The organism is Streptomyces sp. NPDC019890 (assembly GCF_044903445.1).
Taxonomy (GTDB): Bacteria; Actinomycetota; Actinomycetes; order Streptomycetales; family Streptomycetaceae; genus Streptomyces.
The window spans coordinates 61,481-87,970 of record NZ_JBJDQK010000001.1 but is presented as its reverse complement, the minus strand read 5'-3'; the positions used below and the strand labels follow the sequence as shown (position 1 = coordinate 87,970).

21 protein-coding genes are annotated in these 26,490 nt (G+C 70.6%); 17 read left to right on the top strand and 4 right to left on the bottom strand.

Annotated features, from left to right (window positions below; genetic code table 11):
• The first annotated feature begins 94 nt into the window (after positions 1-94).
• The 14 genes from ACI2LP_RS00395 (at position 95) to ACI2LP_RS00330 (ending at position 18,541) form a co-directional block, all read left to right on the top strand.
• Positions 95-1,915: a glycoside hydrolase family 15 protein gene (locus tag ACI2LP_RS00395; protein ID WP_404722302.1), complete on the top strand. Its 1,821-nt coding sequence runs from the start codon at positions 95-97 to the stop codon at positions 1,913-1,915.
• Between the two features lie 344 nt (positions 1,916-2,259).
• A complete protein-coding gene (locus ACI2LP_RS00390) occupies positions 2,260-4,035 on the top strand; it encodes a fatty acyl-AMP ligase (RefSeq protein WP_404722301.1) in 1,776 nt (591 codons plus the stop codon).
• On the top strand, positions 4,032-5,864 hold the full coding sequence (locus tag ACI2LP_RS00385; RefSeq protein ID WP_404722300.1) for an acyl-CoA dehydrogenase family protein: 1,833 nt from the start codon (positions 4,032-4,034) through the stop codon (positions 5,862-5,864). The genes ACI2LP_RS00390 and ACI2LP_RS00385 overlap by 4 nt, the downstream gene beginning before the upstream one ends.
• Positions 5,858-7,609: an acyl-CoA dehydrogenase gene (locus ACI2LP_RS00380; RefSeq protein ID WP_404722299.1), complete on the top strand. Its 1,752-nt coding sequence runs from the start codon at positions 5,858-5,860 to the stop codon at positions 7,607-7,609. The genes ACI2LP_RS00385 and ACI2LP_RS00380 overlap by 7 nt, the downstream gene beginning before the upstream one ends.
• Positions 7,610-7,637: 28 nt before the next feature.
• On the top strand, positions 7,638-7,967 hold the full coding sequence (locus ACI2LP_RS00375; RefSeq protein ID WP_404722298.1) for an acyl carrier protein: 330 nt from the start codon (positions 7,638-7,640) through the stop codon (positions 7,965-7,967).
• A 2-nt stretch (positions 7,968-7,969) separates the two neighbouring features.
• Positions 7,970-10,870, top strand: a complete 2,901-nt coding sequence (locus ACI2LP_RS00370; protein WP_404722297.1) for a beta-ketoacyl synthase N-terminal-like domain-containing protein — start codon at positions 7,970-7,972, stop codon at positions 10,868-10,870.
• Positions 10,867-11,919: a 3-oxoacyl-ACP synthase gene (locus ACI2LP_RS00365; protein ID WP_404722296.1), complete on the top strand. Its 1,053-nt coding sequence runs from the start codon at positions 10,867-10,869 to the stop codon at positions 11,917-11,919. The genes ACI2LP_RS00370 and ACI2LP_RS00365 overlap by 4 nt, the downstream gene beginning before the upstream one ends.
• Positions 11,916-13,853: an HAD-IIIC family phosphatase gene (locus tag ACI2LP_RS00360; RefSeq protein WP_404722295.1), complete on the top strand. Its 1,938-nt coding sequence runs from the start codon at positions 11,916-11,918 to the stop codon at positions 13,851-13,853. Before ACI2LP_RS00365 ends, ACI2LP_RS00360 begins: the two co-directional genes overlap by 4 nt.
• Complete coding sequence (locus ACI2LP_RS00355) at positions 13,832-14,059, top strand: phosphopantetheine-binding protein (protein ID WP_404722294.1); 228 nt, start codon at positions 13,832-13,834, stop codon at positions 14,057-14,059. The genes ACI2LP_RS00360 and ACI2LP_RS00355 overlap by 22 nt, the downstream gene beginning before the upstream one ends.
• Positions 14,056-14,907: a 2-oxo acid dehydrogenase subunit E2 gene (locus ACI2LP_RS00350; RefSeq protein ID WP_404722293.1), complete on the top strand. Its 852-nt coding sequence runs from the start codon at positions 14,056-14,058 to the stop codon at positions 14,905-14,907. The genes ACI2LP_RS00355 and ACI2LP_RS00350 overlap by 4 nt, the downstream gene beginning before the upstream one ends.
• Complete coding sequence (locus ACI2LP_RS00345; protein WP_404722292.1) at positions 14,804-15,670, top strand: 4'-phosphopantetheinyl transferase family protein; 867 nt, start codon at positions 14,804-14,806, stop codon at positions 15,668-15,670. Before ACI2LP_RS00350 ends, ACI2LP_RS00345 begins: the two co-directional genes overlap by 104 nt.
• The gene (locus ACI2LP_RS00340) at positions 15,667-16,917 is read left to right on the top strand and encodes an FAD-dependent oxidoreductase (RefSeq protein WP_404722291.1); all 1,251 of its coding nucleotides are present in this window, start codon (positions 15,667-15,669) and stop codon (positions 16,915-16,917) included. Before ACI2LP_RS00345 ends, ACI2LP_RS00340 begins: the two co-directional genes overlap by 4 nt.
• Positions 16,914-18,035 (top strand): alpha/beta hydrolase, encoded by a 1,122-nt coding sequence (locus tag ACI2LP_RS00335; protein WP_404722290.1) that lies wholly within the window; start codon positions 16,914-16,916, stop codon positions 18,033-18,035. The genes ACI2LP_RS00340 and ACI2LP_RS00335 overlap by 4 nt, the downstream gene beginning before the upstream one ends.
• Before the next feature lie 128 nt (positions 18,036-18,163).
• Positions 18,164-18,541, top strand: a complete 378-nt coding sequence (locus ACI2LP_RS00330; RefSeq protein ID WP_404722289.1) for a DUF4260 family protein — start codon at positions 18,164-18,166, stop codon at positions 18,539-18,541.
• A 15-nt stretch (positions 18,542-18,556) separates the two neighbouring features.
• Here ACI2LP_RS00330 and ACI2LP_RS00325 read toward each other — a convergent pair whose 3' ends face one another.
• Complete coding sequence (locus ACI2LP_RS00325) at positions 18,557-19,756, bottom strand: cytochrome P450 (RefSeq protein WP_404722288.1); 1,200 nt, start codon at positions 19,754-19,756, stop codon at positions 18,557-18,559.
• Positions 19,757-19,882: 126 nt separating this feature from the next.
• Between ACI2LP_RS00325 and ACI2LP_RS00320 the strand changes: the two genes are divergently transcribed.
• On the top strand, positions 19,883-20,488 hold the full coding sequence (locus ACI2LP_RS00320) for a DNA-binding response regulator (RefSeq protein ID WP_404722287.1): 606 nt from the start codon (positions 19,883-19,885) through the stop codon (positions 20,486-20,488).
• Between the two features lie 24 nt (positions 20,489-20,512).
• On the opposite strand, the gene ACI2LP_RS00315 is transcribed toward ACI2LP_RS00320, so the two are convergent.
• The 3 genes from ACI2LP_RS00315 to ACI2LP_RS00305 form a co-directional block, all read right to left on the bottom strand.
• Positions 20,513-21,799, bottom strand: a complete 1,287-nt coding sequence (locus ACI2LP_RS00315; RefSeq protein WP_404722286.1) for a sensor histidine kinase — start codon at positions 21,797-21,799, stop codon at positions 20,513-20,515.
• Positions 21,800-21,870: 71 nt separating this feature from the next.
• The gene (locus ACI2LP_RS00310) at positions 21,871-24,126 is read right to left on the bottom strand and encodes a TOMM precursor leader peptide-binding protein (protein WP_404722285.1); all 2,256 of its coding nucleotides are present in this window, start codon (positions 24,124-24,126) and stop codon (positions 21,871-21,873) included.
• Positions 24,123-24,545 carry a hypothetical protein gene (locus tag ACI2LP_RS00305; RefSeq protein WP_404722284.1) on the bottom strand — a complete coding sequence of 141 codons (423 nt, stop codon included), beginning with the start codon at positions 24,543-24,545 and terminating at the stop codon, positions 24,123-24,125. The genes ACI2LP_RS00310 and ACI2LP_RS00305 overlap by 4 nt, the downstream gene beginning before the upstream one ends.
• A gap of 205 nt (positions 24,546-24,750) precedes the next feature.
• Here ACI2LP_RS00305 and ACI2LP_RS00300 point away from each other — a divergent pair, with 205 nt between their 5' ends.
• Both ACI2LP_RS00300 and ACI2LP_RS00295 read left to right on the top strand, forming a co-directional pair.
• Entirely contained in the window at positions 24,751-25,593 is an 843-nt protein-coding gene (locus ACI2LP_RS00300; protein WP_404722283.1) for a BTAD domain-containing putative transcriptional regulator, read from the top strand.
• Between the two features lie 157 nt (positions 25,594-25,750).
• A complete protein-coding gene (locus ACI2LP_RS00295) occupies positions 25,751-26,479 on the top strand; it encodes a thioesterase II family protein (protein WP_404722282.1) in 729 nt (242 codons plus the stop codon).
• Positions 26,480-26,490 lie beyond the last annotated feature (11 nt).

Genomic DNA, 26,490 nt, shown 5'->3' with positions numbered 1-26,490 from the left:
GTGTCACGCGTAACGTGCCCGAATCCCCTGCGCTGTGCGGGGGAGACGGGGGTCCGCCTCCGGGGACGGTTGCGACGGTGTTCCGGGAGTTCGTGTGGCTGCGCTCATCGAGGACTATGCACTGATCGGGGACATGCAGACCGCGGCCCTGATCGCCAGGGACGGTTCGGTCGACTGGTTCTGTCTGCCCCGCTTCGACTCGCCCGCGGTCTTCGCCGGGCTGCTCGGCACGGAGGACCACGGCTTCTGGCGGCTCGCGCCCGCCCAGGCCGCCGACGGCGCGGGCGCCGCGACCCGGCGGCGCTACCGCGGTGACTCACTCGTCCTGGAATCCGAGTGGGACACCCCCGAGGGCACGGTGCGGCTGATTGATTTCATGCCGCCCAGGGGTGCCGGCCGCGGTAGGCCGGATGCCGCACCCACTCTCGTACGAATGGTGGAGGGCGTCTCAGGGCGGGTCCGCATGACGTCCTCACTGCGGATGCGCTTCAGCTACGGCCGGATCGTGCCCTGGGTGCAGCGCGAGCACGCACCGGGCGGCCGGGACCGGCTCGTCGCCATCGCGGGGCCCGACGCGCTCTGGCTCGACGCCGACGTCGACACGTACGGCAGCGATCTGACCACCCACGCCGCCTTCAGCGTCGGCGCGGGCGAGCGGGTCACCCTCACACTGAGCTGGCAGCCCTCGCACGGCGACGCACCGCCCAGGCCCGACGCGGCGGGGCTCCTGGCCCACACGGAGCGGTTCTGGTCCCGCTGGACGGCCCAGTGCAGCTACTCCGGCCCCTGGCGCGAGGCCGTGGTCCGTTCGCTGATCACCCTCAAGGCGCTCACGTACGCCCCGACCGGCGGAATCGTCGCCGCCCCCACCACCTCCCTGCCGGAGGAGATCGGCGGCGTACGCAACTGGGACTACCGCTACGCGTGGCTGCGCGACGCCGCCATGACGCTCACCGCCCTGCTGCGCACCGGCTACCGCGAAGAGGCGCGCCGCTGGCGCGAATGGCTGCTGCGGGCGGTGGCGGGAGACGCACAGAACCTCCAGATCATGTACGGGGTCGCGGGCGAACGCGAGCTGCCCGAGGCGGAGTTGCCGTGGCTGCCCGGCTACGAGAAGTCCGGCCCGGTTCGCATCGGCAACGGCGCGGCCAGCCAGCTCCAGCTCGATGTGTACGGCGAGGTCGTGGACGCGCTGTGGCTCGGCCAGACCTCGGGGCTCTCCCGCGACGACAGCACCCACATCCTGCAGATGAAGCTCATGAACCACCTGGAGTCCAACTGGCGCGAGCCCGACGAAGGAATCTGGGAAGTGCGCGGCCCGCGCCGCGACTTCGTCCACTCCAAGGTGATGACCTGGGTCGCGGCCGACCGCACCGTACGCAGGCTGAGCAGGCTCCCGCTGGAGAGCCCGGTGGAGCGCTGGCGCGCGCTGCGGGACGAGATACACCGCGACGTCTGCGCCCACGGCTACGACCCCGAACGCAACACCTTCACGCAGTACTACGGCTCGAGCGAGCTCGACGCTTCGCTCCTGCTCATCCCGCAGATGGGCTTTCTGCCGCCCGACGACCCCCGGGTGGTGGGCACCATCGAGGCCGTCCAGCGGGAGCTGTGCGACGACGGGTTCGTGCGCCGTTACCCGGTGCCGGACGGCGGCTCACAGAGCGTCGGCGGGGACGGACTGCCCGGCGGCGAAGGCGTCTTCCTCGCCTGCTCCTTCTGGCTCGCCCACGATCTGGCCCTGATCGGACGCCGGGACGAGGCCCGGCAGCTGTTCGAGCGGCTGCTGGCGCTCCGTACCGACCTCGGTCTGCTGGCCGAGGAGTGGGACACCCGGCGCGGCCGGCTGGTGGGCAATTTCCCGCAGGCATTCAGCCATGTGCCGCTGATAGACACGGCTCTTCGGCTGTCCTGAGCGCAGGTCCGCGACCTGGCCCTAGAGCGAGAGTCGACCGGCGAAGCGCATGGTCGTACGGCACTGGCATTTCTGCGCCAAGGAGAGTACGGCCATGTCGTCGTTGCGAAGTTTTTTGCTCGTCAATGTGCTGCGCCCCATGGGCAGGGCACTTATCGCCTACGGGATGTACTGGGTGTGGATCCCCGGCGTCGACCATGAAGAAATCCTGCCCGGGGACAGTTTTCCGCGAGAGGACAGCGCTGAATATCTCAGTCTTTTCCCGGAGGTCGAGTCGCCTTCAAGGTGGTCTTGAGACGGATTTCCCAAGCTCTGGCCATAAGTACGCGGCTCTGGGGGAAAAGATGGCTGCACACCGGAACTTCACCGAACTCGCGTTGCACAGAACATCGGAACTCGCGCACCAGGAGGCCTACTTCTGCGTCGGTGCGAATCAGCAGGGTGAGCTGGAATCCGATGTGCTCGGCTATGGCGAACTAGGCGAACGGGCCAAACGGCTGGCCTCCTGGCTCCAGGAGCGCGGCTCGCACGGCCACCGGGTGCTCATCCTCCAGAACGAGGTACGCGAGTTCATGAGCAGCTTCCTCGGCTGTCTGTTCGCCGGGGCGGTGGCCGTGCCCGCACCCGCTCCCGTGGGCTCCCGGCAGAACGTCGAACGGGTCGCCAACATCGTCCGGGACGCCTCGGTCAGCTACATCCTCACCGACGCGTCCCTGGCGTCGACGGTCTCCCAACTCCTCGCCAACATCGGCCACTCCGAGGTCGCCTGCCTGGCCACCGACCGCGCGGAGGTCGGCGACGCGGCCGCCTGGCAGCATCCCGGCCTGTTCCCCGACGACGTGGCCTTCTTGCAGTACACCTCCGGTTCGGTGAGCGAGCCCAAGGGTGTGATGGTCACCCACCGCAATCTGCTGGCCAACCAGCGCGCCATCCAGCAGGCGATGCACACGAGCAGCGAGTCGCGGGTCGGCGGCTGGCTGCCGTTCCACCACGACATGGGCCTCGTCGGCCATCTGCTGCATCCGCTCTGGCTCGGCAGTGCCGGAGTGCTGATGCCGCCGATGACCTTTGTGAAGAGGCCGCTGCGCTGGCTGCAGATGGTCGACCAGTACGGCATCACCACCGGCGGCGGCCCCAACCTGGCGTACGACCTGTGTCTGCGCCGGATCAAGGACGACCAGATCGCACAGCTCGACCTCTCCCGGTGGGAGACGGCCGTCAACGGCGCGGAGCCGGTACGGGCCGAGACGATGGACGCCTTTGCCGAGCGCTTCGCCCCCGCCGGCTTCCGCAAGGAGGCCTTCTACCCCTGCTACGGACTTGCCGAGTCCACGCTGCTGGTGAGCGGCAAGGAGCGGGGCAGCCTCGCCACCACCCGGGTCGTGGACGCGGCCGAGCTGGAACACCACCGGCTGCGGCCCGCACCCGAGGGCAGGCCTGCCAGGACGCTCGTCAGCTCGGGCACGCCGCGCAACTGCGAGGTGGCCATCGTCGACCCGGCCAACTGCCGCAGGCTTCCGGCAGGCGCGGTGGGCGAGGTCTGGATACGCGGCGAGAGCGTCGCCCGCGGCTACTGGAACCGTCCTCTGGAGAACGCCCACGCCTTCAAGGCCACCACCGACGAGGGCGAAGAGGGATATCTGCGCACCGGAGACCTCGGCGTCATGGACGGCGACGAGCTGTACATCACCGGCCGCATGAAGGACATCATGATCGTGGCGGGCCGCAACCTCTACCCCCAGGACATCGAGCGCAGCGTGCAGCGGGTGAGCGCCCTCTTCGGCTCCAGTGCCGCCTTCGCCGTCGAGTCGGACCGCGACCATGTCGTCGTCGTCCAGGAGGTGCGCACCGGCTCCGGTTTCGAGGCCGAGCTGGCCTCTCTGTCCGCGGCCGTACGGATGTGTGTGTCCAAGGAGTTCGAGGTCGCCGCCGAGAACGTCTTACTGGTCCGCCCCGGCACCGTACGCCGCACCACCAGCGGCAAGCTCCAGCGCACCGCCATGCGCCAGCTCTTCCTCGACGGGCGCATCCAGCCGCTGCACGAGGTGCTGCACCCCGAGGTCCGCGAACTGGTCTCGGTGGGTGCGCCCACCGACAGGGCGCCCGGGGACGGCGGATGACGGCGACCACCGAACGCACCGGCAGCCGGCACACGGCCGAGGACGCCGGCCCGCGCTGGGAGCTGGCGGAACAGCTGGACGAGAGGCTCGGCGACCCCAACGGCGCGGGACCGCTGTCCTACGCACGCGCCGCGAGCGAGGACGCGGCCGAGGAGTTCCCGGCCGCGGCCTGCGAACTGCTCGGCGCGCTCGGGGTCCACCACTACTACATCCCGGCCGAATACGGCGGCGCGCTCACCGGCTTCCCTCAACTCCTGGAGATCGTACGCACCATCGCCCGCCGCGATCTGACCACGGCCATCGGACACGGCAAGACCTTCCTCGGTTCGGTCTGCGTCTGGGTCGCGCAGGACTTCGCCGGAGCCGAACGCCTCGCGTCCCTGGTCGCCGCCGGCGAACCGGTCTCCCTCGGCCTGACCGAACGCACCCACGGCAGCGACCTGATGGCCGGAGAGGTCGTCGCCGAGCGCACCCGGGGCGGCTATGTGATCAGCGGCGAGAAGTGGCTGATCAACAACGCGACCCGGGGACGTCTTGTCTGCCTGCTCGCCCGCACCGCCTCCGAGGGCGGCCCGCGCGGCTTCAGCCTGCTGCTCGTCGACAAGAACGAACTCCCCAAGGACACCTACCGCACGCTGCCGAAGGTGCACACCCTCGGCATCCGCGGCGCGGACATCAGCGGTATCGCCTTCGACCGCGCGCCCGTGGACGCCTGCGGCCTGGTCGGCCGCGAGGGCGAAGGCCCCGAGACCGTCCTCAAGGCCCTGCAGATCACAAGGTCGCTGTGCACCGCGCTCTCGCTCGGCGCCGCCGACCACGGGCTGCGGGTCGCGTATCGGTTCGCCGCCGAACGGGAGCTGTACGGACGCAAGCTGCTCGACCTCCCCGCCGCCCGCAGGACCCTCGCCGAGACCTACGCCGACCTGCTGGCGATGGAAGCGCTCAGCACCGTCGCCGCGCGCTCCATCCACACCTTCCCCGGCGAGCTCAGCGTCACCTCCGCGGTCGCCAAGTACCTGGTGCCGACCGTCGCCGACGACATCCTGAACCGGCTGCGCGGGGTGCTGGGCGCCCGCGCCTTCCTCCGGGACTACTACGAGCACGGCCGGTTCCAGAAGCTGGAGCGCGACCACCGCATCGTCGGCATCTTCGACGGCAACACCATGGTCAACCTGTATGCGCTGACGGCCCAGTTCCGGAGTCTGGGCCGGTTCCATCCGGTCCAAGCCCCCGACCCGGACACCCTCGCGGCGACCTTCTGCCACACCCACGAACTGCCCGTCCTGCGCCCGGGGCAGCTCAGCCTGCTCGCGCGGCGCGGCAGCACCGTACTCGGCTCGCTGCCGAACAACGCCGAAGTGCTCGGCGCGCAGGCGTCCCGGGAGCCGGAGCTCGCCCGGGCCGCCGCACTCGCCCGCACCCTCGCCGTCGCGGCGGACCAACTGCACACCAGAATGCGGGCCGCACGGCCCGTGCCCGGCGGCGCGCCGGTGGAGAGCTTCGACCTGGCCCGGGGGTACAGCGTCTGCTTCGCGGCCGCCTGCTGCCTCGGCGTCTGGCGGCACAACCGGCGGCTCGCGCGGCAGACGGGCACCGCCGGGCACTGGACGGCGGGCCTGTGGCTCGAAGCCTGCCTGGCCCGGCTCGTGGAACGGCTCGAACAGGCGGTGCCCGGCCTCACCGGACCGCAGCCACGCAGGCCCGCGGCCTACGACAGCGAACTGGAGTCGCTGTTCGAGCGGTTGCTCGCGCGGCTGACCGAACAGTACGAGGCGGGAGAGCTGTTCTCCCTGCTGCCCGGCCGTATCGCAGAAGGACCGCCATGCTGACCCCGAGCCAGACCAGCCAGGAAGAAGTCCTCATCCAGCGGCGTGTCGCCGACCTGGAGAGGCGGCTCGGCGACCCCGGCGACGCCGACAACCCGCTCGGCCTGGACGCGCTCCTCGCCGCCGACGAACGCGGCGAACTGCTCGCCGAGGCCGAGGAAGCCCTCGCCGGCTTCCGGCTCAATGCGGAGTTCGTGCCCACCGAGCTCGGCGGCCGCCTCGACCGCATCGACACCCTCGGCCGGGTGCTGCGCGGCGTCTTCCGCCGCGACGCCAGCCTCGGGCTCGGCTACGGGGCCACCACCTTCCTTGCGGCGATCGCCATCTGGGCGGCGGGCACTCCCGAACAGCAGCGGCGGGTCGCCGATCTGCTCCTCGGTGGCGGCCGGCTGGCCATCGCGTATCACGAACTCGCCCACGGCAATGACTTCGTACGCAACGAGTTCCGCGCCACGCCGACCGACGACGGATTTGTGATGTCGGGCGCCAAACACGTCATCAACAACGTGGAACGGGCCGAGGCACTGGTCCTGTTCAGCCGCACCGAGGACACCGTCGGCAGCCGCAGCCACTCCGTGCTGCTCGTCGACAAGAGCGTCGTGCCCGCCGACCGCTACAGCTATCTGCCGCGGTACGAGACGGTCGGCGTACGCGGCTGCCGGAACGCGGGCGTCGAGTTCACCGACTGCCCGCTGCCCGGGGACGCGCTCGTCGGCAAGCTGGGCGACGGCGTCGAACTGGCCCTGCGGTCCTTCCAGATCACCCGCAGCGTGCTGCCGTCCATGATCCTCGGCGGCGGCGACACCGCGCTGCGCACCGCAGTGTCCTTCGCGCTGGACCGCAAGCTCTACCACCGCTCCGTACTGGAGATCCCGCACGCCCGCGCCACCATCGTCGGAGCCTTCACCGATCTGCTGATCAGCGACTGCCTGGCGCTCGCCGCGACCCGGGCCGTGCATCTGGTTCCCGAGGCCACCAGTGTCTACGCGGCCGCCGTGAAGTATCTGCTGCCCAAGCTGCTCACCGAGACCGCCTACGACCTGTCCATCGTCCTCGGCGCCAACTTCTATGTACGCGACGGGGCTTACGGGGCCTTCCAGAAACACGTCCGGGATCTGCCGATGATCAGCCTCGGCCACGCGGGCACAGCCGCCTGCCAGGCCACGATCATTCCGCAGCTGCCGCGTCTTGCCCGCACCTCCTGGTTCTCCGGGAAGCCCGCGCCCGAGGGGCTCTTCCGGGTCCGCGACGGGCTCCCGCCGCTCGACCCCGCCAGGCTGGTCCTTGTTGCGAGCAGCGACGCGCTGATCGGCTCGCTGGAGGGCGCGGCCGAGGCCATCGCGGGCGCGGCCGGATCCCGGGCCGGCCAGTACGCCGAGGCGCTCACCGCGCTGGCCACGGCGCTCGAGGACGAGCTGCGCAGCCTGCAGGCGGAGTGCAGCGACATGTCGCCCAAGGACCGCACCGTACTGGCCAGCCCCAAGGCGTATGCCATCGCCGACCGCTACACGCTGCTCCTGGCGGGCGCCGCCTGCCTGGGCGTGTGGCTGCACCAGGAGCCGGAGGACGACGCGTTCCTCGCCGCGCCCGCCTGGCTCGCCGCCGCGCTGGCCCGCCTGGTGAAACGGCTCGGCCACCCGCTCCCCACACTTCCGGACGGCTGGGAGGACCAGCTGCTCGACGAGGTGCTGAACCGCTATCACGAAGCCCGCAGTTACGACCTGTACGACACCCCGATCGCCGGCTGACGACAGACACGTTGTTGAGGAGCATCAGATGGTGCTGCATTCCACCGGGCCAGACGCCCCGGGTCCCTGGTCGACCAAGCCTGTGGCCGAGTTCGACGAACGGGACTTCCGGCACTGGCTGATCAACCGGCTCAGCGAGTATCTCCAGCGCTCCGCCGACGAGATCGGCGCACACACTCCGTTCGCGGAGTACGGGCTGGACTCGGTGGCGGCGCTCAGCCTCTACGGAGACATCGAGGAGGAGTTCGGGCTCTTCCTGGAACCGACCGTCGCCTGGGACCACCCCACGGCCGACGATCTCGCCCACCACCTCGCCGAGGAGTTCACCAAGGCCGGCGGCGAGCATCGGGAGGTATGACCATGGGCCGTCCATCGGGCCCGTCCCGGCACCCGGTCGCGGTGGTGGGTCTGGACTGCAGATTCCCCGGCGCGCCAGGGCCGGACGCGTACTGGCGGCTGTTGATGAGCCGGGCCGTCGCGATCGGCGAACGCCCCGCCTCACGCGGCCCCTATGACGTGCCCGGCGGCTTCCTGGCCGACGCCGACGCCTTCGACCGCTCCTTCTTCGGCATCCCCACGGCCGAGGCGAGTGCGATGGACCCGCAGCAGCGGCTGCTCCTCGAATGTTCCTGGCGGGCCGTCGAGGACGCCGGATTGTCACCGACCCGGCTCGCGGGCGGCTCGGTGGGCACCTTCGTCGGCTCCATGTCCGACGACTGGCTGCGACTCAGCCTCGCCGCGCCCGAGGGGATCACTCCGCGCACCGGCACCGGCAGCGGCCGCTCCATGCTCGCCAACCGCATCGCCTACCAGCTCGATCTGCGCGGCCCGAGCCTCACCGTGGACACGGCGTGCTCCTCCTCCCTGGTCGCCGTGCATCTGGCGTGCACCGCCCTGCGCGCGGGGGAGTGCGACCTCGCGCTCGCCGGGGGCGTCAACATCGTGGCCGGTTCGGTGCTCGACGAGATCTACGCCCAGGCCGGACTCGCCGCGCCCGACGGCCGGTGCAAGCCCTTCTCGGCGGCCGCGGACGGCATCGGCCGCGGTGAGGGAGTCGGTGTGGTGGCTCTGCGGCTGCTCGACGACGCGGTACGCGACGGTGACCCCGTCCACGCGGTGATCCTCGGCAGCGCCGTCAACCAGGACGGCCGCAGCAACGGCATCATGGCCCCGCACCGCGCCTCCCAGCGCGAGGTGATCGCCACCGCGTGCCGTCGGGCCCAGGTCGCCCCCCAGCACATCCGCTTCGTCGAGGCACATGGCACCGGCACCCCGCTGGGCGACCAGATCGAAGTCCTCTCGCTCGGCGACGTGTTCAGCGACCCGCAAGGCGTACGGGAGTGGCCGCTCGCGATCGGCGCGGTCAAGGGCGCGATCGGCCACACCGAGGGCGCGGCCGGAATGGCAGGACTGATCAAGACCGTACTGGCGCTGCGCCACGGTGTCGTGCCCGGCAGCCCTTCGTACGGCGAGGAGAACCCTCGGCTCGGTCTCGCCCGCCGTTCCATGGCACTGATCACCGAGCCGCTCGAACTGCCCACCGAGGGATGCCGGGCGGGCGTCTCCAGCTTCGGCATGGGCGGCACCAACGCCCATGTGGTTCTCGAAACCGCCCCGGTGACCGAGGCGTCCGCCGCAGCGGGCCCGCGCGCGGGGGTGTTCACGCTGTCCGCCGACACCCCCACGGCCCTGCGCCGCAATCTGCGACTTCAGGCCGTGGACGTCGCCGGCCGCACCAGTGACGATCTCGCCCGGCTGTGCTGGACCAGCAACCGGTCCCGGGCCGTGCTGCCGTACCGCTTCGCCACCGTCGCCGACAGCACCGAAGAGCTCGCATCCCGGCTGTTCGCCGGAGCGGAGCTGGAGACCGAATATCCGGCGGCGGCCGAAGAGCCCGCGCTGGCCTTCGCGTTCACCGGACAGGGCTCCCAGTACCCGCGGATGACGGCCGGACTGTACGAGGGCTCGGCCGTCTACCGCACCTTCCTGGAAGAGGCGTCCAAGGCACTCCAGCCCTACACCGTGACCCCGGTGCACGAGGTGATCCTCGCCGGGGACCCCGTCGTGCACCGGACCGGCACCACCCAGCCCGCACTCTTCGCCGTGCAGTACGCACTCGCCCGCACGCTGATGGAGCTCGGGGTGCGGCCCGCCGCCGTCATCGGGCACAGCATCGGCGAGTTCGCCGCAGCCGTCGTAGCCGAAGCACTGGACCTGGCGGACGCGGCCAGGCTCGTCGCCGTACGCGGCGCCTTTATGCAGCAACTGCCGGAAGGTGGGGGCATGCTGGCGACCAGGGCGCGCCCCGCGGAGGCCGCCGCTGTCGTCGCGGACGAACCCACCGTCGGCATCGGCGCACTCAACGGGCCCGGCGCCACCGTGCTCTCCGGCGACCTCGACGCCCTCGGCCGCGTCCGCGCCCGTCTTGAGGAGCGCGGCCTCGCCTGCACCCCGCTCAAGGTCTCGCACGCCTTCCACTCCCCGCTGATGGCACCCATGCTGGGCCGCTTCGAGCGGGTCGCGTCCCGCATCCCCGGCGGACGGCCCCGGCTGCCCTTCCACTCGACCGTACGGGGCCGGCTCCTGGCCCCCGGCGAGGAACTGGACGCCGCCTACTGGACGGAGCACATCTCGGCGACCGTACGGTTCGAGGACGCCGTCACCTCGCTGAGCGAGCGGCCGCCCACCCATGTCGTCGAGATCGGCCCCAAACCGGTGCTCAGCAATCTGCTGCGGCGGATCGGCCCGGCCCGCGACATCCCCGCCCTCGGCGTCTGCCGGGGCGAGGGCTCCGGGCCGCGGGAGGTCGGCGAACTCCTCGCCCGGCTGCACCAGGACGGACTCGACCCGGCCTGGGACACCTTCTACCCCGACGCAGAGAAACGGGCCGTGCGCATGCCCGCACATGCCTTTTCCACCCAGTGGCGCTCCTGGCACCAGGCGCCAGGCGGCGCTGCCGCCGCGCCGCAGTTGCCCGGAGTACCGGCTGCCGCGCCCGACCCCGACCGGGTGCGCCAGGGAGTGCGCGAGGCCGTCGTCAAGGTTCGCGGCGGCCGCCACGACGAACTCGACGACACCCTGCGCTTCTACGACGACCTCGGCTTCGACTCCGTGATGCTCATGGAGCTCAAGTACCGGCTGGAGGTGCGCTTTCCGGAGGTCGGCGAACTGTCCATGCCGGAGATGCTCTCCAGCCTGGTCAGCGTCGAGTCCCTGATCGGCTATCTGAGCGAGCAGCTCGACGCGGCGGTGGCCCCATGACCTGGCCGGCGGGCCGCGGCGGGCCCATCGGGCTGGCCGGGGTCGGCACCGCCCTGCCGGGTGAGCCCGTCGACAACGTCAACCTGTCCCGGCGGCTCGGCATCGCGCCCGAGTGGGTCGAGACGTTCATCGGCACCAGAACCCGGTACTTCGCACGAGACCTCGACGGCGGCAACGTCCGCTGGACGCTGGAGGACCTGTGCACCGACGCCGCCGACCGGGCGCTCGCGGACGCGGGAGCGGATCCCGACGACGTGGCCTTCGTCGTCGTGGCAACCGCGACCCCCGACGCGCTGATGCCGACCACGGCCGCGCTGGTGGCCGACCGGCTAGGCATCGACGGCGTGCCCGTGTACCAGCTCCAGTCCGGCTGCTCCGGAGCCGTACAGGCGCTGGCGCTCGCCTCGACGCTGCTCGCGGGCGGAGCACGCGGCGAGCGTCCGGTGGGCCTGGTGATCGGCGGCGACGTCTGCAGCAAGCACCTCGACCTGCGCCAGGACTTCCGGGAGCTGCCGCCGTCGCAGCTGGTCAACTATGTGCTCTTCGGCGACGGCGCGGGAGCCGCCGCACTCACCCGCCGGCCGGGCGCCGCCCGGGCCGTGCTGGCCAGGGCCGAGCACTGGCTCGGCGGACTCGGCCGCGCGCCGGGACAGCGGGTCGAGTGGTTCGGTCTTGCCGACCGCCACAGCGGGCTGCCCGCCGTGACGGAGGACTACAAGGCCGTCGAGGCCCAGGTCCCCGTGATGGCCCAGGAGGTGCTCGACACCCTGCTCGACAGGCTGGGCTGGCCTGCCGGATCGCTCGGTCACGTCCTGCCGCCCCAACTCGGCGGCCGGATGACCGAGCGCATCACGAGGGGTCTGCGGCAGGGACTCGAGTGGGAGGAGGTCTCCTGTGTCGCGGACACCGGAAACAACGGAAACGCGCTGGTCTTCTTCCAGTTGGAGCGGCTGCTGCCGCGGCTGGGGGCGGCGGGCCGCGCCGTCGGCATCGCGATCGAGTCGAGCAAGTGGATCAAGGCCGGCTTCGCAGTGGAGGCGACGGAATGAGCGCGCGAGGCGAAGCACAGCAGGAGGAGGCGCGGCAGGAGCTACGGGCGCTGCATGCGGCGGGCCGGCTCGCCGGCGCATACCCGGCCGTCCCCGCACTCCTCGCCCGGCTCGACGGCGACGCGCTCGACCATGCGGGACGGCTGCTCGCCCGTCTCGACCCCGTGGATGTGCTGGCCGCCCACCCCTCGACACCCACCGTTCGTATGGCGGTGACCGGGCGCTCCAGCACCGCAGGACTCCTGCCCGCGCTCACCGCCGAACTCGCCCGGCACGGACTGCTGCTGATCCCCTACGCGGCGGGCAGCGGCGGCTATGTCCAGGACCTCGCCGACCCGGCTTCCGAGCTGTATGCGCACCGGCCCGACCTCACGCTGTGCGTCCTGGACCCGCTGACGGTCTGGGACCGGGTGCGGCCGCCCTGGCAGCCGTACGAGGTGGCACTCGAAGCCGAACGACAGCGGCTGCTGCTGGCCGAGCTCGCCGCCACCCATGCGGCGCACGCGCCCGACGCCTCGACCCTCGTACTGAACACAGTCCCGCTGCTGCGGCGCTTCACCCATCAGCTGACCGGACTCGCGCAGCGCGCCGAACTGGGCGCGATCTGGCGGGAGTTCAACGCGGATCTGCTGCGGATGTCCGATCCGGCGGCGGGAGTGGCCGTACTCGACCTGGAGCCGCTGACCGCCGCGGGAGTGCGCGCCGACGATCCGCGCCTGGGCGCGTACGCCGACGCCCACTGCACTGCCGAGCTGTTGGCCGGATACGCCCATGAGGCCGGGCACCTCGCCAGAGCACTGCGTGGCGACGCCAAGAAATGTCTCGTCCTCGACCTCGACGGCACGCTGTGGGACGGCGTCCTCGCCGAGGACGGACCGGAGCGGGTGCGCGGGGCGGACTCGCTGCGCGCGGGCGCGTACGGCCTCTTCAGGCGGACGATCGAGCAGCTCGCCTCGCAGGGCGTACTGCTCGCCGTGTGCAGCAAAAACGATCCTGGACCGGTGGCCCGTGCCCTCGCCGCCCACCCCGACTGGCCGCTGAGCAGCGACGACTTCGTCGCCGTCGTCGCCGACTGGGGATCCAAGGCCGAAGGGATCCACAAGATCGCGGCCGGCCTCGGCATCCCGGCATCCGCCGTCGTCTTCGCCGACGACAGTGCCTTCGAGCGCGAGGCCGTACGGGCCGGGGTGCCGGGAGCAGCCGTCGTACCCCTGGACGACGAGCCGGCCCGGCACGCCGAACACCTGCTGGCCGACGGCTGGTTCGATGTTCCCTCCGTCACCGAGGAGGACCGCGGGCGGGCCGCGCGCTACCGGGAACGCGAACAGCGCGACCGGCGGCGCGCACAGGCGAAGGACTACCGGAGCTTCCTGCACGGCCTCGGCATCGAGGTCGACGTCGGCCCCGCGGGCAGCCATGAGACCGCCAGGATCGCCCAGTTGAGCCTGCGCACCAACCGGTTCAACCTCACCGGAGCGCGGCTGACGAGCACCCGGATCCGGAGCCTCGCACAGGACCCGGACGCGCTGGTCCTCGCGGTACGCGCGGCCGACCGCTTCGGCGACGACGGCGTGGTCGGCGCGGTGTTCGCCCGCCGGGACGGCGCGGGACTGCGGCTGGAGAACATGGTCGTCAGCTGCCGGGTACTGGGCCGCGGCATCGAGGACGCCGTTCTGGCCGGGCTGCTGGACGCCGCGCGCGCCGCCGCCCTGCCCGCCGTACACGCACGGTGGCGGCAGACCGCTGCCAACGAGGCCCAGCGCGCGTACTACCCGGCGCACGGCTTCGAGACCATTGTCGAGACCGATGGCGAGATCTGCTACCGGCACGACCTGGAGCAACTGCCGCCCGTGCCGACCCATGTGCGGCTGCGGCTTCGACTGGCCGACACCACGGCCCAGGAGGTGGAGTCATGCACACCGTCGTCGATCTGATCTCGCTGGCCAACGAACATCTGGGCACCGACCTGGGACCCGAGGACGCCGGACGCGATCTGGCCGAACTCGCCTGCTGGGACTCGGTCCATCTGCTGCGCCTGGTCGCCCTGCTCGAACGGGAGCTGGGCAGGCCGATAGCGGTAGCCGAGATGCTGCAGGCGCGAAGCCTCGGCGAGATCTGGACGGCAGCGGTGAGCGCATGAGCCTCTCCCGGGACCGGGTCAGACGCCATACGCGCCACTTCCTGAAGTGGGCGCGGGCAGCGACCCCCGTCCATCTCGGCGCCGACGTCGACATGACCCGTGTCGAGGAGCACCGGAGCGCCGAGCGCGCAGCAGGCCGACGGTACTCGGTCGTGAGCTATCTGCTGTACGCCGCCGGGCGGATCGTCGCCCGGCACCCCGAGGCCTGCGCGATGGCGCGCGGCGTGCTGTGGCCGCGCACCGCGCCGCTGCCGGACGTGGCGGCCAAGCTCGCACTCGACCGCACGACCGAGAGCGGCGAGCGCGTGGCACTCACCGCCGTACTGCCGCGCATGGACGTGGCCACCCTTACGGAGATCCAGGATTTGGTGGACCTGTGCCGCGAGAGCGACCCGCACGACCTACCGGGCGCCGCGGCGGTGCGGCTGCTCAACCAGCTGCCGCCGCCCGTCGGGGAGTTGGCCTTCCGGCTCGGAGTACGCACTCCGGGCGCCAGGGCCCAGCGGCTCGGGACCTTCGCGGTGAGCTCGCTCGGGCACCGCGCTGTCGATGTATTTCACTCCTACGGCGGCACGGCGGTCACCTTCTGCGCGGGACGGGTGGCCGACCGTGCCGTGGTGCGTGGCGGCCGCATCGCGGCGGCGCCGGTCATGCGTCTGGGGCTGACCTTCGATCACAGAGTGCTCGACGGAGCTGCCGCGGCAGACGTACTCGATGGAGTGGTGAAGCGGCTGGAGGGCTGGCATGGTGATCTTTCCGGGACCCGTGGCGAACCCCGCGACGGAGCAGGGATTCGCACGGCCCGTGCGGGTGACCGGCCCCGAGGGCCCCTGGGAGCAAGTCCGTGACGCGGTACGGGAGTACGGCAGCGTGGTCGTGCACGCCCAGCTCGACGACTGGCTGCCCGCCGACCTGGACGCGCCGGAGCTGCGCCCGCTGCTCGGCCGCGACTACGCGCGCTTCGCCGCCATGACGCACTATCAGATCCGGTCCCGCTTCGTGGCGTCCAGGCTGCTGCTCAAGCATGTCGCCTGCGCGGTCATCGAGGCGTCGCCGCAGTCCGTCGAGCTCGCCTACAAACCGGGCGGACGCCCGTATCTGCGCGGCCTCGACCAGATCGACATCAGCCTCAGCCACACCGAGACGCTGCTTCTCGTCGGGCTGACCCGGCGGGGCTGGATCGGGGTCGACGCCGAACTCAAGGACCGGCCGATGCTCGGACTCGGCACCGAGAACCAGGTGTGTACGCCGCACGAGCGCGAGGCCCTCGCACAGATTGCCGACGAGCGCCGCAACGGCGCGCTGGTACGGCTCTGGACGCTCAAGGAGGCGTACAGCAAGGCGATCGGGCAGGGCATGCGGTTCCGCTTCACCGAGTTCGGCTTCGGGCCGCAGGAGCGCAAGGTGCAGGTCCTTCGGCCGGACGGATCGCGCGGCACCGGCGACGAATGGACCTTCCACACCTGCCTGGTGGACCGCCGGTACACGGTCAGCGTCGCACTGTTCGACGCGGGCTTCGGCGACACCAGTGACACCGCAGCCTCCACCATGCTCGACGCCGGACTGATGGCGGCGTTGGTGGCCACCGGACAGGACGAGACGCAGCCATGACGATCAGGACAGAGGTCTGTGTGGTGGGCGGCGGTCCCGGCGGCCGCGCGCTCGCCCTCGCGCTGGTGCGCCTGGGCCGCCAAGTGGTGCTGCTGGAGCAGCGCGCGGGCGGCGGGCGTGCGTTCCGCGGCGAGTCGGTGTCGCCGGACGGGGTACGGCTGCTCGCCGGGCTCGATGTGCTGGAGCGGGTGCGCGAGCACACCCATGAGGTGCACCGGCTCGAGATCGCCGACGGGGGGTCGCGGGTGCTCGACGTACGCTTCGAGACCTTCCCGTACGCCTACCGCTTTCCGGTGGAGCTGGCGCAGCCGGTGCTGCTGTCCGCACTGGCCCGGGCGGCCGACGAACGAGGCTGTTGCACCGTGCTCGAACCGGCCTCCGCGATCGGGCTGCTGGTGGAGGGCGGCGCGGTCCGCGGGGTGCGCGCCAAGACGGCCGACGGGACCGAGGAGATACGAGCCGATGTGACCGTCGGAGCGGACGGCCGCTACAGCTCCGTACGCCGCCTCGCGGGACTCGACCACAGTGCGGAACGCACCCCGCTGGAGCGGGATGTGATCTGGCTGAAGCTGCCGTTCCCGGCGGCCTGGGACCGGCGTGCCTACCGGGTGCGGATCAGCGCGGGCCGGCACGGGCTGTTCCTGCCCAGCACCGACGGCACCCTGCGGGTCGGCCTCAACATCCCCAAGGGCGGCCTGCGCGAGCTGCGTTCGGGCGGCATCGGGCAGCTCCACGCACGGCTCGCCGAACTTGCCCCGGAACTGGAGCAGGAGGCGGCCGAGGCCATTCTCGGCTGGTCCGACACTCATCTCCTGGACATCTTCACCACCGATGTACGACGCTGGTCGGCGCCCGGAGTCGTGCTCATCGGCGACGCCGCGCACACCCTCTCGCCGATCCTCGGGCAGGGCGTCAACCACGCCCTGGCGGACGCGGTCGCCCTCGCCCCGCTGCTCGCCGGCGCACTCGAAGCCCCCCGCAGCGGACGCCAGGCGGCGCTCGGCGCCGCGGTGGCCGCCTTCCAGCAGGAGAGGGAACCCGCGGTGCGGCGCTCCCGGGGACTGCAGCTGCGCCAGGAGCGGATGTTCAGCCTCAGCGCACCCCCGGCGGCCGCGCTGCGGCGGACCGTCTACCGCGCCCTGAACGCCAGCCCCGCGCTGCAGCGCCGGATGCTGGCCCCCGCCTACTTCCCCGGTCAGCGACCCGGGCCCGCCGCCGCGCCCGCCAGGACGGAGCAGCGGACATGACCGACACGCTGCCGGGACCCGAACTGGCCGAGCTGCGGCGCTATGTGCTGCTGCACGCCCGCGCGCAGGGACTCGCCCCCGCCCACTGCCGCGAGCTGCTCGCCGGTGTGACCACAGCGCACGGCGCGGGCCACGACTCCTGGCCCGCCGTCTGGAGCCGCGCGGGTGACCTGCTGGCGGGCCGCGGCAGACAGCTGGAGGCCTGCCGCCACTACGGACTCGCCCGCTTCCCGTACGCCGCGGCCGACGATGTCGTACGCCGTCGCGCGCAACTGCTGTGCGTCCAGTCCTTCGACCGGTGGCGGCGGGGCCGGGCCGGTCTCGACCGTATCGACATCTGCCTGCCCGAAGGCAGGTTCGCCTGCTGGACGGCCGGACTGTCGAAGACCGAGCCGCGTCCGCTGATCGTCGTCATGGGCGGCATCGTCAGCGTCAAGGAGCAGTGGGGCCCGATCCTGGCCCGTGCCGACGCGCTCGGTGTGGCCCTGGCGGTCACCGAGATGCCCGGCGTCGGCGAGAACACACTGCCGTACCGGGCAGACAGCCATCGCATGCTCAGCGTCCTGCTCGACACGGTCTCGGACCGGGCGGATGTCCGGCGAACCTGCGCCGTCGCGCTGAGCTTCGGCGGCCACCTGGCACTGCGCGCGGCCCTCGTCGACGAGCGCGTGCGCGGGGTCGCCACGGTGGGCGCACCGCTGCGCCACTTCTTCCTGGACCGCGACTGGCAGCGCGGCGTTCCGGACACGACGGTGCACACGCTGGCGCATCTGATCGGCTGCAAGCCGGGGGGCGTCTTCGATGCGGTACGCCCATGGGCCCTGACCGAGACCGAGTTGGGGCGCCTCGATATCCCGGTGACGTACGCGGCGGCGCTGCGGGACGACATCGTGCCGCTCACCGAGACGGCGGCGCTACTGCGGGAGCGCACGGCCCGGCGGGAGGTGCTGCTGCTCGACGACGAACACGGCGCACCGGCGGAGCTTGCCCGGGTGCGGGTCGCGTTGCTGCGCGCCGCACTGCGTGCGGTGGGTGCGGGTCCGGTGCGCCGTGCGCTCCTGGGGGCGGTGGGCGGGGCGCAGCGCCTGCTGAGCGGGAGAGGACGGCTGGCTGTATGAACGACGCCAGTAGCGGGACCTTTCCCCGCACCCTCCCCCTACGCCCTGCGGGCGTGGGGGGACCCCCAGTACGCCCTTCGGACGTGTCCTCAATCGCCGGACGGGCTGAAATTCAGCCCCGCCGGCGATTGAGGCGCGGGGGTTCCGGCTGGAGCTACCGCGCCCCCGCGGGCCGCACCCTCAGCGGCCTCGTCGGTGTCGCCGCGCTCGTCGCGGGCGCGCGGATCGGCGGCGGGCGCAGCCGGGTGCTGTGGACGACCGCCGTGCTCCCCGACATCGCCCTGCTCTACGGCATCGAGGCCGCCCCCACGTTCGAGCGCCTGCCGCGTTACGCCGTACGCCCCTACAACGTCCTGCATTCGCCCGTCGTACCCGCCGCACTGCTCACCCTCGCGGCTCTCACGCACAGCCGGCGCACCGCGGTCGCCGGGCTCGGCTGGCTCGGCCACATCGGGGTCGACCGCGCCTTCGGGTACGGGCCGCGCAGGCCCGACGGCACCCGGTAGTGAACTCCCGCCACCTCAGCCCCAGTTCACCGGCAGCGACTCGAGCCGGTTGACCAGCAGCCCGGTGTGCATCCGTATCTCGTCCACCGGCACATCGAGCCGCAGTCCGGGGAGGCGGCGGGCCAGCGAGGACAGTGCGATCTGCAGCTCGGCCCGCGCCAGCGGCGCGCCCAGGCAGTAGTGCGGACCGTGCCCGAAGGCCAGATGAGGGGCGCCGCGGCGGCCCGGGTCGAAGCGGTCCGCATCGGGGAAGCGGTGCTCGTCCCGGTTGGCGGAGCAGATCGCTCCGATCACCGCGCTGCCCGCCGGCACCGTCCTGCCCGCCACTTCGATCTCGGCCGTGGTGACCCGGAGCGGACCGCCGTCCCCCATGGGGTTGATCCGCAGCAGTTCCTCCACGAGCGTGGCGAGCGCCTCCGGTGCCTCGGGCACCAGGCCCATGCCACCGTCGTGCCGCAGCAGCGTGAACACCGAGGCGCCGAGCACTCCCACCGTCGTCTCGTGCCCGGCGATCAGCAGTGTCATCGCCATGGTGATCAACTCGTGCTCGGTCAGCGGCCCGTCCTCGTCCCGTACGAGAACGAGCGCGCTCAGCAGATCGTCGCCCGGCCGTCGGCGCTTCTCCTCGACAAGCTGCTGGAGATACGCGACGAGCGCCAGCTTGTGCTCCAGCATCTGCTCGGGGGTGTGCGCGGTGAGTGACAGGATCGCGTCCGACCAGCCCCGGAAGAGCTCGCGGTCCTCGAAGGGCACACCCAGCAACTCACAGATCACGGCGACGGGATACGGAAAGGCGAAGGCCTCGTTGAAGTCGACCGGCCCGCCCTGCTCGGCCAGCTGCTCCAGCAGCCCGTCCGCCAGCTCCTGGACGCGCGGTCGCAGCAGGTCAACACGGCGCGCCGTGAAGGCACTCGAGACCAGTGAGCGCAGCCGGGTGTGCTCGGGCGGGTCCATGGTGAACAGGCCGCCCGCGTCGAACGGGACGGCCGTGAGCTTGGGCGACTCGGGAAGCACCGTGGCCGCTCTGCTGCACCGGGCGTCGGAGAGCACGGTACGTACATCGTCGTACCGGCTGAACAGATACGCTCCGTCACCACTGGGCATCACGGTGTCGGCCGCCGGAGCTTCACTGCGCAGCTGCGCATACTCATCGGGGATGTCGGTCGCCGAGCGGCGAGGAGGCGGATAGCTGCGCACGGCGGAGTCCTGAGGCATGACCACACCGTCCGACCTGGGACTCGGGATGTGCTCGAGCTGGTGTTCAGAACGGGTCGGGGAGGTATTGTCGGCCTTCGCTGACGGCAGGCTGGGGGAGGCCGAGTGCTGCGTGAACCATCGCACATGATCAGAGTGGTCCTCGCCGAGGACATGCACATGGTTCGGGGAGCATTGGTTGCTCTGCTCAATCTCGAGCCCGACATCCAGATAGTGGCGGAAGTCGGTGCGGGCCGGGACATTGTGCCCGCTGTGCTCCAGCACGATCCTCATGTCGCGGTGCTCGACATCGACTTACCGGGCATGGACGGTCTGTCCGCCGCCGCCGAGGTGCATGCGAAGCACCCGTCGTGCCGGACCCTGATCCTGACCGGCCTCGGCCGTCCCGGCAATCTGCGCCGGGCGCTGGAGGCCCAGGTCTCCGGGTTCATCCTCAAGGACGCGCCACCGAGCCAACTCGCGGACGCGATAAGACGGGTGTCCGTGGGGGAGCGGGTGATCGACCCGCAGCTGGCGCTCGACGCGTGGGCGGCCCGGGACAATCCGCTCACCGCCCGGGAGACCGAGGTGCTGCGGATGGCCGCGGACGGGGCGGAGGCACCGGACATCGCGGGACGGCTCTATCTGACCGTGGGGACCGTGCGGAACTATCTGACGACGGTGGTCACCAAACTGGGGGCGCGCAACCGGGTCGACGCGATCCGCATCGCGCGGGAGCAGGGCTGGCTCTGAGCGCCCTGCCCCCCTGAAAAGCATTCAGACGGCGCTGCGTGTACCGTCCTCGGACGGGCTTTCCGCCAAGCCCGGCACGACACGAAGCGGCTGCACAGGACGGTCCCGGTCGTCCCCTCCTGCCTCCAGAGGTACTCGGGCGAGCAGATGGAAGCAGCCGTCGGCTCGCACCCCCGCCGACAGCCCGCCGCCAAGCGCCGAGACCCGCGCAGACAGATTCCCGATCCCGCTGCCCTCATATGGGTTCGGCTGCTCGGCATTCCGGTCGACGCCGTCGTTGACGACATGCAGCACCGCCGCTCGTTCCGCTGTCTCACGCGCGGTGATACGACACCGTCGTACCGAGCTGTGGCGGAGGATGTTCGTGATTCCCTCCCGCAGCACGGTCGCGAGTACGGTACCCGCCTGATCGGGCAGAGTCGTCAGTGTGGACTCGACCTCGATGTCGATGCCGGCGGCATCGAACACCGAGCGGGCCGACTCGAGTTCGGCGGGGAAGGACATGTGCCGGTAGCTGCGGGCGACGGCCCGGGTGTCGGCGAGCGCCTGTCGGGAGATCTCCAGCACCGTCGAAAGTTCATCCTTTGCCCTCGACGGATGCTGGTCGATCAGACGCAGGGTGAGCTCGCTGCGCAATGTGATCGCCGACAGGCTGTACCCCAGCAGATCGTGCAGATCGCGTGCAAACCGCAGCCGCTCCCTCTCCACAGCAAGACGGGCGATCTCCCGTTGTGCGCTTCGTAGTTGGGTCACCATCTCAGTAAGAAGCGTGAGCCCGTAGACGACGATCGAGGTTGTGGCGATCGACACGCCGTAGTACGCGATATCCAGGGGTTTCATGCCGAACGAGGCTGTCCCGATGACCACGGATACCCATACGAGGCCGGCGCTCAGCCATGACCAGGGCGGACGGAAAGTCAGCAGCAGGGATGCGGCGAGGAACCCCGGCAGTCCAATCCATGCCTCGCCGAGCAGCACCATAGGGATGTAGACGCACACGGCCTGGATGACAAGCAGCCAGTACTGACTGCGCCTCCTCAGGCGCATACCTCCCTGCGTGGAGCGCACGAATTGAGCAGCGAACACGACAGCGAGCGCCCCGCCACCGACGATGATCTGCCACAGACCCTGATCGGTCAGCAGCAGATGCAGGGTCGCCGAGCCCAGCATGCCGAACGTGGCCATGCTGAACAGAACGAGCGCGATCCTCGGCGCCATAGCCACATCGACGGCGAAGGGAAGTGACTCAGTTTCACCGCTGGGCGGTTCGACGGGCAGAACTCTCTCCTTGCTTCGGTCCACACTCACCATGCGCTCCCCCGCTGGACCACTGGATGTGCGGCCGAGCGTAGAGGTGTCGCGTGGCACGCAGAATGTCATTACTAGACAAACACGTGAATGGGGTTCAACTTCTCATAGGGGATGGGCCCGGGCAGACGCCCGAGCCGCACGGGCACGTCGTAGAGTCGCCCGGGGGCGAAGCGCGCCCAGAAGTGGCGAAGTCCCGGAACGATCACTTTCACCACGGGGATGCCAATGTCCGGCTGGGTCTGATCGAGCACCAGGAGCTCCATCCCCCGGGATCGGACGAGCTCCTCCACGGCGTGTATGTCGTCCAGCAGATCCCCGCGTGGCGTGTAGGCGAACTGGGCGCGGGACCGGACGGAAGCAGCCGGGTCGGGGGCCAAGTAGGGCTGATTGGCCAGCGTCCGGCGCGTGCACCAGTCGGCGAGGACCGGATCTTCGGCGAGGAAGCTCGTGTTGAGCAGGCCGGGGAGGAACTGGTTCATTTCGGTGAGCGCCCGTCGCAGCGCGATGCCGGGATCGAAGTGGCAGCCGAAGCCGAACATGATCTCTTCCTCCGGCTGGTCGGTGCGCCGCGAGACCGCCGCCATCGCCGGTATCCGCAGGTCGGATGTGAGGTCCAGGACCCACAGTTCGCGGTGCAACTCGGCGTACCGGCTACGCATTTCGTCGATCCAGGGGTCGGCGAAGGAGTCGAGGGAGACAGCCGGCTGCCGGGTGCGGTTGTACCACCACAGGGCGACCGCGTCCCGCTCCACGAGCTCGAGGAAGCCCTGCAGTACGGCGTCTTCCAGGCTGCTGCCGGCGGCATTGCCGTTGGAGTCGGCCCGGGCGAATACCGGTCCGGGCGACTGCGGTGTGGCGAAGTAGAGCATGGCCGTGGGCAGCATGCGGTGCCGGTTGTGCGTGACCGACCACACGGGTGTCCAGTCGACCACCGCCTTCTCGTCGAACGGATCGCAGACGTACTGGAAGGGAGGGTGGATGGTGTTCCACTCGTGCCGCACCGCGTACTGCTGGTCGTGGTACAGCTGGCACTGGTTCGGATGGATCGCGCCGTCCCCGAGCTCTTCGTAGCTTGCCTTGGTGCGGGGTTCGTCGCCGTGAAAAGTGGCTGAATATCGCTCCAGGGCCTCGCAGAGCGCACCTACCTTCGCGTCCAGTTCCGTGACTCCCTTGCCCCCGCTCTGGCTGCGGATCCCGTAACGGATGGCTGCCAGCCCGTGGCCGGCGACGGCCGGATTGGAGCCCGAGAGGTAGGCGTTGAGGAAGTCGGGAGAATCAGGAGACCGCTGCAGCCGGTGAACCACGCCCGCGACGTCGCCCACCAGGTGCTGGTAGCGGTCCAGGACCTGGCGGGGCGTCAGAGCGCGGTGCCCCCCGCCCGTCAGAGTGGCCTTGGGGCGCCGGGTCAGGCTGAGGGCCTTGCGAACGCGAGAGCTGACCAACTGCGGATCTCCGCACTCGGGGCACTGGGGACGGCGCTCGACAGGGTGGTGCCTGCTCAGACTCTGCACCGTGTTGAGGGTCCAGATGGACGACTGCTTCTCGCACCGGTACCCGGCCAGCCACTTGGCCGTCTCCAGCGCGATGAGCTGAAGTGCGAGAGTGCGGCTCGCCGGGGTGGCCACCCGGGGGGCGAGCGGTGCCGTTACTCCGAGAGCGCTGCCGATGTACTGCTCCGGCTGGCGGTGCTGACGCAGCCGGTGGGCCATGCAGGTCCAGCAGGGACCGGAGCCCGGTGTGAGCACCGGGCCGATCCACGGCTCGACGCCATGGGGTTTGGCCAGCAGCCAGGGTCCCCCGCTACGGCGCTGCGCGCGCTCGACATCCGCCAGTTGAGCTTCAAGGTAGTCGTCGCAGAGCACGACCGTGAGCTCCTGCCCCGGTGACGTGCTGACCGTGACGCCGGCGGCATGGAAGGCGTTCTGAACCTCTTGGTGATCAGCTGATGCCAGGTCGATCAGCGAGACTCGTCCGGCGGCGAGCCCGGCTCGCGCCCGTGCGCTCTCCAGGCCCGCGGACTCCCAGAACGCGTCCGCAGCGGCGTTCTGGGAGTCCTGGTGTGCAGGCGGGGCGAATTCGCCGACCAGGCCTGCCTGGGCCAGCTGCCCCAACAAGCAGCCGAGCTGCGCGGGCGAGAGAACTCCTGCGACATCCCGGACCAGGGTCGGCAGATCCCGGCTGCCGTCGAGCAGCGGGGCCAAGTGCTCCATGGACTCGCTCTCGACCGCGGTGACACCCATCTCGGAGACGAGATAGGTCGCGTCTCCGGCCACCACGGCCGGGGTCAGATGCCTCTTGAACCCCAGCCGGGGCAGCGGGGAAGTCATCGGATGTTGGCCCGGACGGTCCGGCGCGCGGAGTCCTCGCGGACCGAGGGAGTGGGTTCAGGGGCGTAGCACCAGCCAGAGCCCGCGGGGCAGACCGGCGCGGCCTGCTGATCGAGTCGAACAATCGTTACTGTCGGTGCGACATCCGGCGCCAGCGCCGGGATCGCCGTCGACGAGTCGGTAGCAATGCCGAATTCGGCGAGAACATTGCGCGGTTCCAGCGCGTACCGCAGGGCCAGCTCCGGCTGCAGAAAGCTCCGTGCGACCAGTTCGGCGAAGCGCCAATCATGCTCGACAGAGCTGGCGCAGGCTTCCTGAACTGCGGTTCCGCTGGACGCGTAACCAGACATCATCGTGCTCCCATCGTGATCTGAAAGGTGCCGGGCGAGTGTTTCCCGTGCGGATGTTCGGCTGCGCATACGAGAGCAGTGTGATGTCGGGTGACTGGAACCGAACAGTGGAGACGTCATCACCCTGGATGTGAAGATTTCATAGGCCCGATCCAGGTGATCTCCATACACGGCTTGTGAGCAGCTCACTGTTCCTGCCCCTGTGCTGCGTGGGACTCTCCCGGAAACAGCCCTTCGCCGACGAGGGGTTGTCCGACGGGGTAAGGAAAAGGCCATGCCGAACCGGGGGCGCACCGTAAGCGTCGAAGTGCTGGGAACTCTCCGCGGCGAGGCCGCGGGAGTGTCCGTACTTCCAAGTGCCTCCAAGCCGCGGCAGATCCTCGCCCTGCTCGCCCTGAACGCGCAACACATCGTGCCCGTACCGGTCCTCATGGAGGAGCTCTGGGGCGCGGGACCGCCGCGCAGCGCCCCGACGACGCTGCAGACGTACATCCTGCAGCTCCGCCGCAGACTGCGCTCCGCGATCCCCGAGACCACCGGCGTCTGGGACAAGAACGTGCTGGTGACACGGCACGGCGGCTATCTGCTCGACGCGGACCCGGTCGACATCGACGCCCTGGAGTTCGACCGGCTCACCGGAGCGGGCCACACCGCCTTCGAGGTCGGCGACATGGCCGCGGCATCGGGACATCTGACCGCGGCCCTGGAGCTGTGGCGCGGGCCCGCACTGGCCGACGTACCCCATGGCCGGCACCTCGGCATCGAGGTGACCCGGCTGAAGGAGAGCCGGCTCGGAGCCCTGGAGCGGCGTATCGGCGCCGATCTGCGGCTCGGCCGTCATCGCGAAGTGCTCGGCGAGCTGTGCGCGTTGTGCGAACGCCATCCACTCCACGAGAGTCTGCGGGCGCTCCAGATGCTCGCCTACTGCGCGGACGGCCGTTCCTCCGATGCGCTGATCGCCTACAAGCGCCTTCGGGAAACCCTGGTCGAGGAACTGGGACTTGAGCCCTCTCCCCGGATTCAGCGGCTTCATCAGGCAGTCCTCCGAGGTGAGGAAGCCATGGAGGTATGGAGCGGCCCCGTTCGCCTGGGCAGTGACAGCGAGCTCACCGGCTGACGCCGCACCCGGCACCACCGCTCCCTCTCGCTCCAGCTCCGATCAAGCGGCCTTCCAGTGCCGGTCGTGAGGATCGGGGCCCGCGTAATCGAGAACCGGTGCGGTGTGAGGAGGCGGCGTGAACCACTACCTAGCGGTCTCGCCCGGAATTACGGAAATGCCCCAGACGGCGCTCCGGCTCTTCTGCTTCCATCACGCGGGGGCCGGAGCGCTCACCTTCGCGCGCTGGCGCGCGCGATTCGCAGCGGACGTCCAGGTGCTGCCGGTACGGCTGCCGGGTCGCGAGACCAGGCTGCGTGAGCCGCGGATCGTCGACTCCGAGCAGCTGCTCGGCGAACTCGACACGTATCTGGGCCCGTTGCTCGATGCCCCGCATGCCTTCTACGGGCACAGCCTCGGCGCCCTGGTGGCCTACCGGTTCGCGCTCCGGCGCGCCCGGGCCGGACACCGGCCGCCCGTCCTGGTCGGCGTCGGCGCCTGCGCCGCGCCCCATCTGCCAACCCCGCTCGTCGAGCAGCCGGATCTGCCCGACGACAGACTGCTGGCCGCCCTCGCGCGGTACGGCACCCTGCCGCCCTATCTCTTCGAGCGGCCCAAGTGGCTGAGCATCCTGCTCTCCACCATGCGCGACGACCTCCAGCTCGCCCGCAGTCTGCGGGAGGGCTCGGGCGAACCGCTGCCCTGCCCCCTGTACGCCTACGCGGGTGCCGAGGACAAGGTCGCAACCGAGCGGACGGTCGCCGCATGGAGCCGCTACACGAGCGCCGCCTTCGATCTGCGGACGGTCCCCGGCGGCCACTTCTTCGTCCGTGACGCCGAGCTGCCCACCCTGCTCTCGTCAGAACTGCGCCGTATTGCCACAACACACCCGATCGCTCGAGCCTGAACGCCTCGAAG

Bases quoted from the DNA above. Each gene is read 5' to 3' on its own strand.
- ACI2LP_RS00390 (WP_404722301.1), top strand. From the start codon at position 2,260: ATGGCTGCACACCGGAACTTCACCGAACTCGCGTTGCACAGAACATCG.
- ACI2LP_RS00385 (WP_404722300.1), top strand. From the start codon at position 4,032: ATGACGGCGACCACCGAACGCACCGGCAGCCGGCACACGGCCGAGGAC.
- ACI2LP_RS00380 (WP_404722299.1), top strand. From the start codon at position 5,858: ATGCTGACCCCGAGCCAGACCAGCCAGGAAGAAGTCCTCATCCAGCGG.
- ACI2LP_RS00375 (WP_404722298.1), top strand. From the start codon at position 7,638: ATGGTGCTGCATTCCACCGGGCCAGACGCCCCGGGTCCCTGGTCGACC.
- ACI2LP_RS00370 (WP_404722297.1), top strand. From the start codon at position 7,970: ATGGGCCGTCCATCGGGCCCGTCCCGGCACCCGGTCGCGGTGGTGGGT.
- ACI2LP_RS00365 (WP_404722296.1), top strand. From the start codon at position 10,867: ATGACCTGGCCGGCGGGCCGCGGCGGGCCCATCGGGCTGGCCGGGGTC.
- ACI2LP_RS00360 (WP_404722295.1), top strand. From the start codon at position 11,916: ATGAGCGCGCGAGGCGAAGCACAGCAGGAGGAGGCGCGGCAGGAGCTA.
- ACI2LP_RS00355 (WP_404722294.1), top strand. From the start codon at position 13,832: ATGCACACCGTCGTCGATCTGATCTCGCTGGCCAACGAACATCTGGGC.
- ACI2LP_RS00350 (WP_404722293.1), top strand. From the start codon at position 14,056: ATGAGCCTCTCCCGGGACCGGGTCAGACGCCATACGCGCCACTTCCTG.
- ACI2LP_RS00345 (WP_404722292.1), top strand. From the start codon at position 14,804: ATGGTGATCTTTCCGGGACCCGTGGCGAACCCCGCGACGGAGCAGGGA.
- ACI2LP_RS00340 (WP_404722291.1), top strand. From the start codon at position 15,667: ATGACGATCAGGACAGAGGTCTGTGTGGTGGGCGGCGGTCCCGGCGGC.
- ACI2LP_RS00335 (WP_404722290.1), top strand. From the start codon at position 16,914: ATGACCGACACGCTGCCGGGACCCGAACTGGCCGAGCTGCGGCGCTAT.
- ACI2LP_RS00325 (WP_404722288.1), bottom strand. From the start codon at position 19,756: ATGCCTCAGGACTCCGCCGTGCGCAGCTATCCGCCTCCTCGCCGCTCG.
- ACI2LP_RS00320 (WP_404722287.1), top strand. From the start codon at position 19,883: ATGATCAGAGTGGTCCTCGCCGAGGACATGCACATGGTTCGGGGAGCA.
- ACI2LP_RS00315 (WP_404722286.1), bottom strand. From the start codon at position 21,799: ATGGTGAGTGTGGACCGAAGCAAGGAGAGAGTTCTGCCCGTCGAACCG.
- ACI2LP_RS00310 (WP_404722285.1), bottom strand. From the start codon at position 24,126: ATGACTTCCCCGCTGCCCCGGCTGGGGTTCAAGAGGCATCTGACCCCG.
- ACI2LP_RS00305 (WP_404722284.1), bottom strand. From the start codon at position 24,545: ATGCGCAGCCGAACATCCGCACGGGAAACACTCGCCCGGCACCTTTCA.
- ACI2LP_RS00300 (WP_404722283.1), top strand. From the start codon at position 24,751: ATGCCGAACCGGGGGCGCACCGTAAGCGTCGAAGTGCTGGGAACTCTC.
- ACI2LP_RS00295 (WP_404722282.1), top strand. From the start codon at position 25,751: ATGCCCCAGACGGCGCTCCGGCTCTTCTGCTTCCATCACGCGGGGGCC.